8 protein-coding genes and 1 pseudogene are annotated in these 14,660 nt (G+C 73.0%); 7 read left to right on the plus strand and 2 right to left on the minus strand.

Translation table 11 applies throughout. The annotated features are described in order from the left end of the window. The first annotated feature begins 90 nt into the window (after window positions 1–90). Genes ACWCYY_RS12885 through ACWCYY_RS12895 form a run of 3 tightly spaced genes read left to right on the plus strand, consistent with a single transcriptional unit; the run spans window position 91 to window position 5,272 of the window. Window positions 91–2,718: a DUF4135 domain-containing protein gene (locus ACWCYY_RS12885; RefSeq protein ID WP_449796027.1), complete on the plus strand. Its 2,628-nt coding sequence runs from the start codon at window positions 91–93 to the stop codon at window positions 2,716–2,718. Further along, window positions 2,715–3,965, plus strand: a complete 1,251-nt coding sequence (locus ACWCYY_RS12890) for a hypothetical protein (protein WP_449796028.1) — start codon at window positions 2,715–2,717, stop codon at window positions 3,963–3,965. The genes ACWCYY_RS12885 and ACWCYY_RS12890 overlap by 4 nt, the downstream gene beginning before the upstream one ends. Next, complete coding sequence (locus ACWCYY_RS12895) at window positions 3,962–5,272, plus strand: JmjC domain-containing protein (protein WP_449796029.1); 1,311 nt, start codon at window positions 3,962–3,964, stop codon at window positions 5,270–5,272. Before ACWCYY_RS12890 ends, ACWCYY_RS12895 begins: the two co-directional genes overlap by 4 nt. Before the next feature lie 56 nt (window positions 5,273–5,328). Here the strand turns inward: ACWCYY_RS12895 and ACWCYY_RS12900 are convergent, their stop codons facing one another. Next, window positions 5,329–6,651 (minus strand): XRE family transcriptional regulator, encoded by a 1,323-nt coding sequence (locus tag ACWCYY_RS12900; protein ID WP_449796030.1) that lies wholly within the window; start codon window positions 6,649–6,651, stop codon window positions 5,329–5,331. A 163-nt stretch (window positions 6,652–6,814) separates the two neighbouring features. Here ACWCYY_RS12900 and ACWCYY_RS12905 point away from each other — a divergent pair, with 163 nt between their 5' ends. Further along, on the plus strand, window positions 6,815–8,557 hold the full coding sequence (locus tag ACWCYY_RS12905; protein WP_449796031.1) for an IS3 family transposase: 1,743 nt from the start codon (window positions 6,815–6,817) through the stop codon (window positions 8,555–8,557). Window positions 8,558–9,017: 460 nt separating this feature from the next. After that, window positions 9,018–9,152, plus strand: a pseudogene (locus tag ACWCYY_RS12910) (transposase); the annotation flags it as partial. 6 nt (window positions 9,153–9,158) lie between these two features. On the opposite strand, the gene ACWCYY_RS12915 reads toward ACWCYY_RS12910, so the two are convergent. Beyond that, entirely contained in the window at window positions 9,159–9,422 is a 264-nt protein-coding gene (locus ACWCYY_RS12915; RefSeq protein WP_449796032.1) for a DUF2695 domain-containing protein, read from the minus strand. Window positions 9,423–10,048: 626 nt separating this feature from the next. Here ACWCYY_RS12915 and ACWCYY_RS12920 point away from each other — a divergent pair. Both ACWCYY_RS12920 and ACWCYY_RS12925 read left to right on the plus strand, forming a co-directional pair. Further along, window positions 10,049–10,366: a trypco2 family protein gene (locus tag ACWCYY_RS12920; protein ID WP_449796033.1), complete on the plus strand. Its 318-nt coding sequence runs from the start codon at window positions 10,049–10,051 to the stop codon at window positions 10,364–10,366. Window positions 10,367–10,474: 108 nt separating this feature from the next. Beyond that, entirely contained in the window at window positions 10,475–14,584 is a 4,110-nt protein-coding gene (locus ACWCYY_RS12925; protein WP_449796034.1) for a tetratricopeptide repeat protein, read from the plus strand. The last annotated feature ends 76 nt before the right edge of the window (window positions 14,585–14,660 follow it).

Raw genomic sequence — 14,660 nt, forward strand, 5'->3', positions numbered from 1 at the left:
GACCTCTTGTCGTGGGAATTCCAGTGGCAGGGCAGGGCAGGGCAGGTCGGCGGCGAAGCGTGCGGCTGCGACCACCCGGTGAGGGGTTGAATGGAACTGCGCGACCCGGGCGGCACCGTCCCCGCGCCCGAACTCCCGATCACGACACGGCGGTTGCTGACCGCGCTGGCCGAGGGCCGGGCGGGCCGGGCGTTCCCGCCCGCGGTCGTGCCCGGGCCGGAGGGCACGCTCGCCGTCGAGCGTCCGTTGGGCGGCCCGTCCGACGCACGGGCGCTGGCGCATGCGCTGTCCGATCCCCGGTTCGCGCCGCTGCACGAGGCGCTCCGGCGGATCGACGCCTGGTCCGCGCAGGCCGCCGCCGAAGCCCGGCAGGTCGAGCCGCGGTTGCTGCGGCCGGAGAACGCCGAGGTGTTCGGGCCGCTGCTCACCGAGGCGCTGGAGGCGTGCGTGGCCGGGCCGGCCGAACGGGCCGCCGCGTCCACCGCCGAACGGGTGGGCCAGTACCTGGAGTTCCTGACACTGTTCCTCGAACGGCTGGCCCGCGACCAGCCCGCCGACCGCCGGGTCACCGGCCTGTGGGCGCACGGCGAGGAGACCCACAACGGCGGGCAGCGGGTGGTGCGGGTCGAGTTCGCCGACGGCGGCCGGCTCGCGTACAAGCCACGGCCGGCGACGGGCGAACTGCTGTTCCTGGCCACCGAAGGCTCGCTGTTCGCCCTGCTCAACCAACTGCCTCCGATGGCGGGGGAGATCAGGCTCCCCACGATGCGCGTGCGGCAGGGCAGCGGGCCGGGCCGGCCGGACCACTCGTGGCAGGAGTGGATCGAGCCGCCGCAGGCCTGGGGCGTGCTGCGGGCCGAGGGCCCGCTGAGTCTGCGCGGCGCCGTCCTGGAACCCGGAGTGGCGGACCGCTACTGGCATCGCGCCGGTTCGCTGGCCGCCGCCGCGTTCGCCTTCGGGATCACCGACCTGATCGGCGGCAACGTGCTGATCGGGCAGCGTCCGGAGGACGGCGAGCCGCTCCCGTACCCGGTCGACCTGGAGTCCTACTTCGGTGCCGTGGAGCGCCTGTTCGGGACCGGGTTGATCGCCGATCCGGCGGTCTCCACCCACCACCACGCCGGGCTGGAGTCCCTCCCGCGCTGGTGCGAGCCGGACGGCCCGGCCACCTGCTGGCACCCGCAGCCCGACGGCTCGCTGCGGCTGGAGCGCCGGACCCGCTCCTTGACCAGGACCGAGACCCGCGCGGTCGTCGGCGACACCGGGGGCCGGGTGGGCTACGGCCCGTACCTGCCGGCGCTGCTGCGCGGCATGTTCGACGCCTGGACGCTGATGTGCTGTCACCGGCCCCGGATCGCCGAGTTCATCGGGGAGCGGGCGGCCGGGCACGTGGTCCGGGTGATCGCCCGGCCGACGGACGAGTACCCCGACGGTGGCGACGTGCCGTTCACCGAGGCCGAGTCGGCGCAGCTCGCCCGGGGCGACGTCCCGTACTTCTTCCGGACGGCCGACGGCGGCCCGCTGCTGGCGATGCGGACACCGCCCGGCGGCGGGCTGCGCGCCGAGCCGGCCGAGGCACCCGCGTGGGGCGAGGACCGGCCCTGGCCGCCGGTCGCCGCCGTCCGCGAGGGCGGCAAGCTTGACCTCGCCGGGCTCGGCATCGCGCTGCGCGACGCGGTCGAGTACGTGCACCCCGACTCGCCGGGGCCGGGCGAGCTGGACGATCCGGGGCACGGGGTGCGGCTCGTACGGCGCGGGCCGCGCGAGGGCGAGGTCTCCTTCGACTGGCCGCAGGCGGGCCGCCGCATCACCTACTCCTGGGACGAGGCGAAGCTGCGGCTGCGCATCGACCCGCTGATCAGGACGGCCGGCCGGGTCGATCCGACGGCACGGGAGGGAGCGGTCGGTGCGGGCCGGCAGGACGGGCCGGCAGCCCAGGACACCGCTTCCGCCTCCGCCACCGCCTCGACCTCCGCCACTGCCGACCTCGCGGAGGCGGGTGGGCGGCAGGCCCGGTCGGGTGCGGAGATCCGCGAGCGGTTGCTCCGCTTCGACCGGCTCGACGCCGCGCTGCGCGGACCCTGGGCGGCGGGGGGCTTCACCGACACCGAACTGGAGGGGCGGCTGGAGCGGCTGACCCGGGCCGGGATCGCCTGGCTGCGCGGTGTGGTCGCCGAGCACGGCTGGCCCGGCCACGGTCTGGTCGGACCGGAGGCCGCCACGGCGGCCGGCGCGCTGCTCCAACACCACGAGGGCGACCTCGACTTCCGGCGCGCGTGCCTGACGCTGATCGAGGCCGCCGCCGAGGCGGGCGACATGCTGCCGCGCGACGCGGCCTACCTCACCGATGCGGTGCGCTGGGCCGAGGGCCGGCCGCAGCTGTACGGCACCAAGTTCGAACGGGCCGCGACCGGGGAGCTACGGCCCTGCCCGATCGAGGACCAGGACCGGGTGGACGAGCGGCGCGCCGCTGCCGGACTGCAGCCGCTGGCCGCCTACGCGGCCCTGCTCGCGGCGAAGTACCCGCCACCCGGCTCGGCACCCGCGTCGGCACCCGATTCGGCACCCGAGCCGTGGTCCGCGCCGGGATCCGGGTCGGGAACCGGCTCGGCACCCGGGTCGTCGCCGGCTGCACCGGCACCACCCGGGTCGGAGTCCCGGTCCGCACCTGGGGCGGCGTCAGAGCCGACTCCCGCGAAGGAAGGGGTACGGGCGTGAGCGCGACCGACTGGACCGAACTCCTCGCCCCCGCCTGGGGCAAGGAGCCCGCGCTGCTCAAGGCCGCCGCTCCGACCGACCCGGAGCATCTGCACCGGACGGTCGTCGCCGCCTGTGCCCCGTTCCGGGCCGGCACTGTGTTCCGGACCTTCCCGCAGGTCCGTCTCCACACCGCGCTCGGCTGGCTCGGCGCGCCCGGCCGGCTGCTGCCCGACGCCGAGGATCCGACCCCGGCGGCCTACCGGACCCGGCTGCGCCGCGGGCCGGCCGGCAGCGGCCCGGACACCGGATTCCTGCTGAGCGTCCGTCAACCGCTGCACACCGACTACGCGCTGTGGTCCGCCATCCGTGAAGGCCTGGAGCGGCTGTGGCAGCGGGTCGGCCTGCCGTGCCTGCCGGTCGAGGCCGAGCTGACCGAGGGGGACGACCACACCCGCCTCCGCGGCCTGGCCGCCCCGTCCGACCACGCGGTGCTGACCTGGGTGCTGGGCGGCACCCTGGAGGCCGAACTGCGGGAGGCGGACGGGTCGTTCCGGGTGCTGCGGGCCAACGCCGGCGAGCTGCTCCACTGGCCCGAGGGGTCCCGCTGGCGCGAGCGCCACCTGGACGGCTGCCTGACGCTGCGGATCTCCGTCCCGCGCGCCCCGCACCTGGCGGCCGGAGCCGTCAAGATCCTGCTGGCGGAGGAGGTCCGGGACCGCCTGGAGTACGACGGCACGGTGCCCTGCCTGCCCTACCCGCCGCCCGACGGCGGACCGGCCGCTCCGATGCTCGCCATCGGCGAGGCGGCCCGAGCCGCGGCCGGCGGACCGGAGCTGCCCGCCGCGCTGCGTACCCGCTGGGCGGCCTGGCGCTCCTCCGCCGGGCTGGAGCCCGCCCCCGAGCCGCGCGAGGACGTGGCCCTCGTCCCCGGACAGCGGCTGCGGGTGGTGCGGGAGGTGCTCCGGCAGCCGGACGGGCCCGGCCGGCGGATCTGGGCCGTCAACGGGCACGCCTTCCCGATCGGCGGGGCGGCCGGCGAGCTGATCGCGCAGGAGCTGACGGTCGGGCGGGAGTTGACGCTCGCCGAGCTCTGCCGGGCGGTGGGTGCGGACGAGCGGAACGCCGCCGTGACCGCGCTGCTGCGCAAGCTCTACCGGCTGCGCGCGATCGAACTGACCGAGTCGGCAGGGTCATCGAAGTCATCGAAGTCATCGGGGTCATCGGGGTCGGTCGAGTGGGCCGAGGACGGCGGGGTGGACGGATGACGACCGCACGTACGAGCGAACTGGCCGTCGTCCGAGGCCCGCTCGACTGGGACGAGTTCGCCACGCGCTACTGGGACCGGCGCCCGGTGCTGATCAAGGCCGTCCGTCCGGCGCCCTACGAGCTGGGCGAGGTCTTCGCCACCGCCGCGCTCGCCACCCGGCCGCCGAATCCGTACCTGATGCCGCCGAACGCGCAGTTCGCCGTCGGCCGCTTCCAGCAGTCCGAGCCGGCCGCCTGGCTCCCGCGTGCCGAGGACGCCACCTTCGGTGGCTACCGGTCGCGACTGGACGGTGAGTTGGCGGCCTTCTCGGCGGAGCGGCGGTACGCGCTGACGGTGCACGCCTTCCACGCCTTCCACTCCGGACAGTGGGAGCGCCAGCGGGCCTTCTTCGAACCGCTCTGGGAGCGCACCGGGTTGCCGCTGTCGGGGGCCATCACCACGCTCTTCCACGGCAATTACGAGCACACCCCGGTCGGCGTCCACAAGGACCGCTTCGCGACGTTCATGTTCGCGCTCGAGGGCCGCAAGCGGATGCGGTTCTGGCGCGAACGCCCGTGGACCGGTCCGGTGACCACCGTGCTCGACTACCAGGCGTACCTGGAGAGTTCGTTCACCGCCGAGCCCGAGCCCGGCGACCTGCTGTACTGGCCGTCCGACTACTACCACGTCGGCGAGAGCGTGGACGGGGGGTCCGCCACCAGCGTCAACGTCGGCGTGCCGCGCGAGGCGCACCGCGCGGTCTACGACGTGGACGACCTGCTGCTCGGCCGGACGGCGGAGGCGATGGTCGACCCGGACGCCGGTCTGGCGGGGCTGCCCGCCGCCACCGCCCCGCTCTCGGTGCCCGAGCCGCCGGCCGACGGCACACTGCCCGAGGCCCTCGAACAGACCCTGCGGGTCTTCCAGGAGTACCGCGACCCGGAGCGGATCCAGGAGCGGGTCACCGCCCTCTCGCTCCGCAACCTGACCGCGGCCGGCCTCACCCCCGCCCCGCCCCCCGAGGCACCGCGACCGCTCACCGACCACACGGTGGTCCGGGCCCGCACCCGGGTGCTGCACGCACCGGCGGGCGGAGCACAACTCTGCGCCGCCAACGGGCACGTGACCGGCACCGCCCTGACACCCCGCCACCTGGACGAGCTGCTGCACCGCCTGGCCGCCACCGAGTCCGCCCCGCTCCCGGTGGGCGAGCTGCTGGCCCCCCTCCCACCCGCCGCCCGGACGGAGGCCCGCCACCTGCTGGAGGCCCTGGAGACCTTCCGCGCCCTTGGCCGGTTCCAGAACGCTGATGAAGATGTTGGGTAGTCGGCCGAGTGGCCGATCTCCCACCCCCTTGCAGCCGGGAGGCGTCCGTGTCGGGATCACGCTGCTGATCGCACGGCGTCGAGGAACTGGCCGACTCCTTCGACGTGTTGATGCCCGCTCAGTGCGGGCGCGAGGTCACTGATCTGGCGGATGCAGCGGGTGGACCCGGTGTGCCGGGCGAGGAGCAATGCCTGATGTGCGGTGGTCGCACCCTGGTCGACCGCGCCCTGGCGAAGGAGGCTTTCTGCCTCGTAGGCGAGGAACACCGCGCGGGTCTTGTCGCGGGCGGTGGGCAGCAGGGTGACGCCTTCGGTGATCTGGCGATGGGCGGGGCCGGGTTCGCTGAGGTCGATGAGGCAGCGGCCTGAGTCGACGGCGAGGTCGGCGGGGCTCATCCACGAGCACCAGGCGGGCGCAGCGGTGGTGGCGACGTTGAGGGAGTGTTCGGCGGCGTCGAGGGCGCGTCGGCAGGCTCGGGCCTCGCCGGTCATGGCGAGGGCGCGGGCGCGGCGCAGGTTCAGCAGGGAGCGGGCAGTGGGGTCCTGAGTGCGGGTCAGGGCGTGGTCGAGCACTTCGACGGCGGGTGCGCCCCGGCCCAGCCACATGCTCTGGTAGGCGAGGTCGGAGAGGACGCCCGCGCCGCGGTCGGTGTCGCCGGCGTGGTGGGCGGCATGAAGGGCCGCGGTCCAGTACCGGGCGGCGGCGGAGTGGTGCTCGTGGTCGAACTGGTGCCAGCCGATGGTCTGCGCGAGGGAGGAGGCCAGCAACTGGAGCCGCACGCCAATCTGTTCGCTGTAGGAGGCGCTCTCCAGTAGGCCCACGACGGTGTCGTAGTAGGAGTCCAGCAGCGGGGCGGTGTGCTGGCGGTCGGCGGTGGCCAGGGAGGTGAGCTGGTGGACGCTGGTCTCCAGCCAGCCGGCGAACTCCGGGTCGACGGTGCGCCCGTCGGTGGCCGTGGCGGCGAGGGCGGGGTCGAGGGTGGCCCACTGCTGGGAGAGGGTGATCATGGCGGCGGGCGCGAGGCCCAGGAGGGTGCGGCGGTTGAGCATGGCGCGGTGTTGGGCCTCTCTGAGGGCGGCCACCGTGGCCCCTGTGCCCAGGGGGAGCGGTGCTTCGGTGCCGGGCAGCCAGTACGGCCAGCCCAGGACGGTGACGTGTGCGGGGTCGACGCCGAGGGCTTCGGCCATCAGGAGCTGAGACCACTCGCTCGGCGGGCGCGCGGTGGGCCGCTCCCAGGCGTACACCTGCTGCTTGGTGGTGCCGGCCCGGCGGTCGCGGCGGCGCGCGGCAGCTCTCATCGCCACCGCCAGGTCGGTCATCGACATGCCCCTCAAGGCCCGGGCGACGGTGATCGGGTGCTGGAAACTCTGCGCGTCCACGGTCCCCATCTCAGCATCAGCCGGACCCCGGGCGCGCCGAAACGAGCGGGTTCCATTACTCCTCGATGACGGCTGAACCCTGTTGCGCCGCACGGAGGTTCGGTTGTACTCGCACCTCCGGGCCGATCGGCCCGCGCGATCGAACGACTGCTCGGAGGTTGTGGTGGACGACGTGGTGACCGTCGCGGTGAGCGGCGCGGACAACACCGGCAAGACCAAGCAGCTGGGCGTCCTGGCCCGCCGCCTCGGCGCGGTGGCCGCCCCGGCCTGGCCGCTGGACGCGCACTACGACCGATGGGCGGAGATCAAGTCGCAGGGGATGGGCACCTGGTGGTGGCGCGACGCCCCGATGCAGGAGGTGGCCGATGTCCTCGCCTCCTCCTACCTCGCCCGCTCCTGCCACGCCGCCACCTTGCCGGGGGTGCGTCTGGTGGACCGCGGCGTGCCGATGCTGGAGGCATCGCTCGCGGCGACGGTCGCTGTGCGCGAGCAGCTCAACCCGAACAGGGCGGCCGGCCGGGCCCGCCAGCTGCTCGCCCCGTTCGCGGCCGAGCTGAAGGCGGCCGAGGCCCGGGAGCGGGGAGTCCTGCTGCTACACGACGAAGACCCCGAGGTCGGCACCCGCCTGAGCCTGTCCCACGAGACGAGCGTCACCGACACCTACGCCGCCTACCAGCGGCACCTGCACCACCAGATCCACCGCCTCGCCGCCGCGGGCCGCTTCGCCGAGGTGATCGTCGTCGCCGGGCGGCCGGTCGTCGCCGTCCAGGACGAACTGCGCCGCCTCCTGCACCCGCACGCCCCGGCCATCCCCGCCCGGTGCCTGCCCGGAGTCGGCGTCGTCGGCCTCGGCGGCCTGTCCGAGAGCGGCAAGAGCACCATGGGGAAGTACCTGAGCACCCGCCACAGCCACGACCGCCTCAAGATCGGCTACCTGATCGAACAGGCCGCAGCCCACGCCGGCATCACCGACCCGTACGCCCTGCCCCCGGTTGTGCGCGCCGAACTGCTCCTGGACGGACTCGACCGCTACGCCGCCGCCCACCACTACCTCGCCCGCCTCACCATCGAGTCCCTCCACGAGTACGACGTGACTGCCGAGCTGCGCCGGATGCTCGGCGGCCAGCTGACGGTGACCTACGTCGACACCACGGCCGAGGTCCGCAAGCGGCGCGGAACTGCCGGGGCGGCCGACGTGGAGGTCCGTGACACGGTGAAGAAGTCCCGGGGCGCGGACAGGCTTCGGGAGATCGCCGACTGTCCGGAAGGACGGGGAATGCCCAGGCGCCGCATCGCGCGCCTGATGCGCCAGGCCGGCCTGGCAGGGCCGCACCGTCGACGGCGGCAGCGCACCACTGTCCCCGACGCCGCCGCCCGGCCCGACCTGGTCCTGCGGGGCCTCGAACCCAACCCGCGGGCCACCGACTCACGTTGGTGCGGCGACATCACCTACATCCCGACCGAGGATGGCTGGCTCTACCCGGCCACCGTCATCGACATCGCCTCCCGCAGCGTGGTCGGCTGGGCCACCGCCGACCACCTGCGGACCGAACTCGTCGCCGAGGCCCTGCGCGCCGCCTGCCACCAGCGTCGGCCTGCCGGCCACGTGATCTTCCACTCCGATCGCGGATGCCAGTACGCCAGTAGTGAATTCGCCGGTTTGGCAAGCGAGTTCGGCATCCGCCTGTCCGTGGGTCGTACCGGGCAGTGCTGGGACAACGCCCTCGCCGAGTCCTTCTTCGCCACCCTCAAACGGGAGTTGACGGGCCACCGGACCTGGCCCAGCCGGGCAGCGGCCCACTCCGCGATCTTCGAGTGGATCGAAAGCTGGTACAATATACACAGGCTGCACAGCAGCCTCGGCTACCGCAGCCCCGCCGAGTACGTGACCGTCCTCGCAGCCTGACCACCACACCGCAGGTGTTCGTCAAAGCGGAGCAAGCTCACTCGTCGAGAGCTGTGATCAGCACGGTCACCTCGTAGCGAAGAGCGAGCTCGTCATATCGCGTGGCGACAGGGTGGTGCCTTTCGAGGCGATTGATCCGCACTCGACCACATGACGCTCACGGCAGTCAGCCTTGTCGACCATCGGCGGCCGACCGCCGCGGGGCCGAGCTTCCGCCGGTTGCGCGCATGGTCGGTCTTGTCGGGGATGGTGCAGCGGGTCCCGCGGCGGCGCAGATAGGCACGGTTCTTACGGGGAGGCATAGGATCGGTCCGCCCCACGCGATCCGGGCGTAGCTGAGGCCGACCTGGTCCATGGTCACCGGGCACAGTGAAGATGCCGCCCGCCGGTTCGTGCTAGTGCCGCATCAGGCAACCTTCGCCCTGTGTGACGTGTCGTCAGGTTGCTGCGCTGGGCGGCATTCGCCCTCGACGGCACCGACCACGCCAGTCACAAGGAGCAGGGCAGCATGATCCGCCGCTACATCACCTGGCGGAACAAGCACGCCGCCGATCAGCGGCTACGCGAGGTCGTCACCAGGGCGAACGTCGCCTGAGCAGTATCAGACTTTCTCGTCCGGGTCGACGTTCGAGAGCACTTCGCAGTCGCAGCCGGCGCCGCTGGCCAGTAGGCCCGCTTCCAGCTCGGACCATGCCACTGGCCTGGAGCCGGCCCAGGCCCGGGAGTGGCTCAGCGTGTGATCACAGCCGGTGTCCGCGAGACGCTCTTCGAGATGATCGAGGAGACCGTCGAGTTGTTCGCGGTCGATGCCGAGCAGGTCCCACTCATCACGCTTGCGCTCTGCCTTGTAGGCGTCGCGCAGCATCCGCCGCCGATCCTTCTCCGAAGGCATCAGAACGACCCGCTCTCGTCAGTCCAACCGAAGCCCCAAGCCTATGACCGCCGACAGTCCCCGCCTCCGGGGGCGAAGTCACGATTTCGTCCTTTGAACAGGGCAAAGGTTGCCTGACGCGGCACTAGGACGAAGGCACGGGCGGTCGCGCGCGGCTCCACCCGCGTGAAACGGCCCGCGATCCGGGCCATCGCCTGGTCGAACATCGCCCGCCAGCAGGCGGCGTCCAAGCTATGAGTGGCGGCCGTGTCGTGATCTTCAGAAGTCGTCACGACCATCGATGATCACGTGAGTTCCGTGGAGAGGGGCCCTGGTCCGGGCAGGGGCCCGGCACCCAGAACCCGTGCCGTGCGAGTCTCCCGTGTTCGGGCTTTGCCCGCCCGGCCGATCGGCGGAGCGTGCGGTACTCCCCCTGTGCCGGGACCGGGCGTGGGCTGGCCTTGGGCCGGGCGGGCGTTGTCCGTCCTGGAGGCCGGGGTGTCCTGCCGTGGGCCCTGGGGTGGGTCTGGGTGTTCGCCTGCCGGAGTGGTTACGGGGGTTCTACGGTGGGGGTGTTGACGGGTCGTCGGATTGGGGTGGGTTGAGTGGATATTCCTCTGGTGGACGCGGTGGCGGCGGTGCGGGACGAGTTGATCGCGGCGGCGGGGCGGGGCGGGAACCATCCGGAGGTGGTGTTCGCGGTGGGGCCGGTGGAGATGGAGTTCGAGGTCGAGCTGCGGGTGGACGCGAAAGCGAAGGCCGGGTTCAAGCTGTGGGCGGTGGGCGCGGAGACGGAGGCCGGGCTCTCGCGGGGCCGCACGCACAGGGTGTCGTTCACGCTGACGCCGAGGAGCGCGCACGGTGGTGACCTGCTGGTGAGCGGCTCAGCTGAGCGTCCTGACGGTCCTGGTGACGTGTCGGGCCGCATTCCGGACTGACCGGGTTGGCTGTCGCCGGCCGTCCGGCTTCGGAGCGGGGCCGGACGGCCGGCGGCGTGCCGCGGCACGCCGCGGGGTGAACTGAAGACTCGGTCGGAGGGGCCAGGGGTGGAGCGGGCGCGGGTGGTGGGTGTGACCGGGCTGGGTGGTCCGGGGTCGGGGTATGCGGTGGGCGGGCGTCTGGTGCTGACGTCCGCTCATGTCGTGGCCCGGGCGGGTGAGCGGGTCCAGGTGTTCCGCCCGGGTGGCGCGGGCAGGGTGGGCGGCCGGGTGGTGTGGTGCGGCACCCCGGGTGGGCGGGACGACGCCGCGCTGGTCCTGCTCGACGACGACTCCGCCTGGCAGGCGCCGGGAGCGGTGGTGCGCTGGGGGCGGATGGCGACCGACAAGCCGGGCACCGGATGCCGGACGTGGGGGGTGCCGGACGTGGCCCAACGCGCCGGGCAGCCGGTCGAGGCCGCGCAGCTGGCGGGGACGGTCAACCCGGGCACCGGGTTCGCCGGCAACCAGTACGTGATGGACCTGCTCCAGCACCCCCCGCAGTGGTCCGAGGAGGGCACCTCGCCGTGGGGCGGGATGTCGGGGGCGGCTGTTTTCTGCGACCGCATGCTGGCCGGGGTGGTGGCCTCCGACCGCGAGCACTCCGGGCACGGGCAGCTGAACGTCGTCCCGGCCTACGTCCTGCACCACGACCCGGCCTTCCGCGCCGCGCTGGCCGAGCACGGCGCCGGCGCGAGCGGGCTGGAGGCGGTGGAGCTCCAGTACCTGGCTGAGGTTGAGCCCGCCGGGCGCGGAGAGGCACCGGGCTCACCGGCCGCACTGCTGCAGGCGAGTCGGCAGACGGTTCCCTTCCACGGCCGCCAAGGCCTGCTCGCCAGCCTGCGTGACTGGTGCGGCCGGGACGGGTTCGGGGCATGGTTGCTGCACGGACCGGGCGGGCAGGGCAAGACCCGGCTCGCCCACCACCTGGCCGCGCTGCTGGCCGCCGACGGGTGGGCCGTGCTGTGGCCGCGCGCGGACGCCACCGCGGCCGAGCTACGAGAGCTGCGCGAGGTAGTCAAGCCGCTGCTGGTCGTCCTCGACTACGCCGAGGCACGCACCGGGCAGTTGACCGCGCTCATTGTGGCTGCCGCCCACCACCCAGACACCACGCCGTTCAAGGTCCTGCTGCTGGCCCGCACCGACGGCGACTGGTGGACCCAGGCCAAGAGCGCCACCCGCCTGACCGACAACTACCTCGACGGTGCCCCCTCGATGCTGCTGGAGCCGCTGGAGCAGGACCCGGGCCCGCGCCCGCAGGCCTACCGCACCGCCGCCCGCGCCCTGGCCGATGCCCTGCCGGACGTGAAAGGGATGGCCGGACACGACTGGCGCAGCGCCGCCGACACCCTGCCCACCCCGGGACTCGACCACGACGCGTTCGCCAACGCCCTGACTCTGCAGATGACTGCACTCGCCGACCTCCTCGACACCACCACCCCCGCCGGCCCCGGGACGCCACCGGTTCCCGCCGAACAGGTGCACGGTGTGGAAGACCGGCTGCTCGGACACGAGCGCCGCTACTGGCAGCACGGCGCCACAGTCCACGGCCTCACCCCGACGCCGAGTCGCAGCACCCTGGAGACGGCCCTGGCCGCAGCCCACCTGGTGGGAGCGGCCGACAACGAACACGCCGACCGCACGTGGTCGAGAATCCCGGCCCTGGCGGACCAGCCCCGCGACCGGCGCGATGCGGTCACCGCCTGGATCACCGCTCTCTACCCGGCCACCGCGCCGGGCCGGCCTTGGGGCGCGCTGCAGCCCGACCGGCTCGCCGAACGCCACATCGGACGCGTCCTTGCCGCCGACCCTCACCTGGCTGAACGCCTGATCGACGGCACCGACGCCGCGCAGGCGGCCCAGCTCCTGACCGTCTACAGCCGCGCAGCCGCCCACCCCATCTTCGACGGTCGCCTCGACACCCACCTCACCGCCCTGTGTGTAAGGCACCATGACTGGCTCGCCCCCCACATCATCGCCACCGCCGTCCAGGTCGACCACCCCCGACCCCTCATTACCGCCCTCGACACCCTCGCCACCGACCCCACCACTGCACTCGGCGACCTCACCACCCTCCACGACCGGCTCCCGCACTCCAGTCGGCGCCTCGCCTGCACCGCCTCCCAGCTCGCCGAGGCCATCACCAACCGCTACCGCACGTTGGTTGTGGCGAGCCCGGACGCCTACCTGCCCGACCTCGCCGGCGCCCTGAACAACCTGTCCAACCGGTTGGCGGAGGTGGGGCGGCGGGCGGAGGCCCTGGCCGTGTGCGAGGAAGCCGCACGCCACTACCGAACGTTGGTCTCGGCGAGCCCGGACGCCTACCTGCCCGACCTCGCAATGGCCCTGAACAACCTGTCCGTGCGGTTGGGGGAGGTGGGGCGACGGGCGGAGGCCCTGGCGGTGAGCGAGGAAGCCGGACGCCACTACCGCACGTTGGCCGTGGCGAGCCCAGACGCCTACCTGCCCGACCTCGCAAGGGCCCTGAACAACCTGTCCAACCGGTTGGGGGAGGTGGGGCGGCGGGCGGAGGCCATGGCCGCGAGCGAGGAAGCGGTCACCATCCGCCGCACGTTGGTCGAGGCGAGCCCGGACGCCTACCTGCCCGACCTCGCCGGCGCCCTGAACAACCTGTCCAACCGGTTGGCGGAGGTGGGGCGGTGGGAGGAGGCCCTGGCCGTGTGCGAGGAAGCGGTCACCATCCATCGCACGTTGGCCGTGGCGAGCCCGGACGCCTACCTGCCTGACCTTGCAAGGGCCCTGAACAACCTGTCCAACCGGTTGGGGGAGGTGGGGCGGCGGGCGGAGGGACTGGCGGCGAGCGAGGAAGCCGCACGCCACTACCGCACGTTGGTTGTGGCGAGCCCGGACGCCTACCTGCCCGACCTCGCCGGCGCCCTGAACAACCTGTCTGTCGATCTGGGGGAGGTGGGGCGGTGGGAGGAGGCCCTGGCCGTGTGCGAGGAAGCGGTCACCATCCATCGCACGTTGGCCGTGGCGAGCCCGGACGCCTACCTGCCTGACCTCGCAAGGGCCCTGAACAACCTGTCCGTCCGGTTGGGGGAGGTGGGGCGGCGGGAGGAGGGACTGGCGGCGAGCGAGGAAGCGGTCACCATCCGCCGCACGTTGGTTGAGGTCAGCCCGGACGCCTACCTGCCTGACCTCGCCGGCGCCCTGAACAACCTGTCCGTCCGGTTGGGGGCGGTGGGGCGGCGGGAGGAGGGACTGGCGGTGAGCGAGGAAGCCGGACGCCACTACCGCACGTTGGCCGTGGCGAGCCCGGACGCCTACCTGCCCAACCTCGCAAGGGCCCTGAACACCCTGTCCGTGCGGTTGGGGGAGGTGGGGCGGTGGGAGGAGGCCCTGGCGGTGAGCGAGGAAGCCGCACGCCACTACCGCACGTTGGTTGAGGCGAGCCCGGACGCCTACCTGCCCGACCTCGCAAGGGCCCTGAACAACTTGTCCGTCCGGTTGGGGGCGGTGGGGCGGCGGGAGGAGGGACTGGTGGCGAGCGAGGAAGCCGCACGCCACTACCGCACGTTGGTTGAGGCGAGCCCGGACGCCTACCTGCCCGACCTCGCAAGGGCCCTGAACAACCTGTCCGTCGATCTGGGTGAGGTGGGGCGGCGGGCAGAGGCCCTGGCCGTGTGCGAGGAAGCCGTACGCCACTACCGCACGTTGGTTGTGGCGAGCCCGGACGCCTACCTGCCCAACCTCGCCGGCGCCCTGAACAACCTGTCCGTCGATCTGGGGGAGGTGGGGCGGTGGGAGGAGGCCCTGGCCGTGTGCGAGGAAGCCGCACGCCACTACCGCACGTTGGTTGTGGCGAGCCCGGACGCCTACCTGCCTGACCTCGCCATGGCCCTGAACAACCTATCCGTCCGGTTGGGGGCGGTGGGGCGGTGGGCGGAGGGACTGGTGGCGAGCGAGGAAGCCGCACGCCACTACCGCACGTTGGTTGAGGCGAGCCCGGACGCCTACCTGCCCGACCTCGCCGGCGCCCTGAACAACTTGTCCGTCCGGTTGGCGGAGGTGGGGCGGTGGGCGGAGGGACTGGCGGTGAGCGAGGAAGCGGTCACCATCCACCGCCCGCTTGCCGAGGCGAACCCAGAGCGGTTCGACGCGGCTCTGCGAAAGTCGCTGGAGATCGCTGCCTTGTTCAGGTCTCTTCCGGAATAGCAAGCATCGCCCGGCCGAACCGGAACCTCCAGCAGGGGGCTGGGGCGGTGTACACGCCTTCGGCGAGTGTCGCTTG

It is taken from the genome of Kitasatospora sp. NPDC001664 (assembly GCF_053596675.1).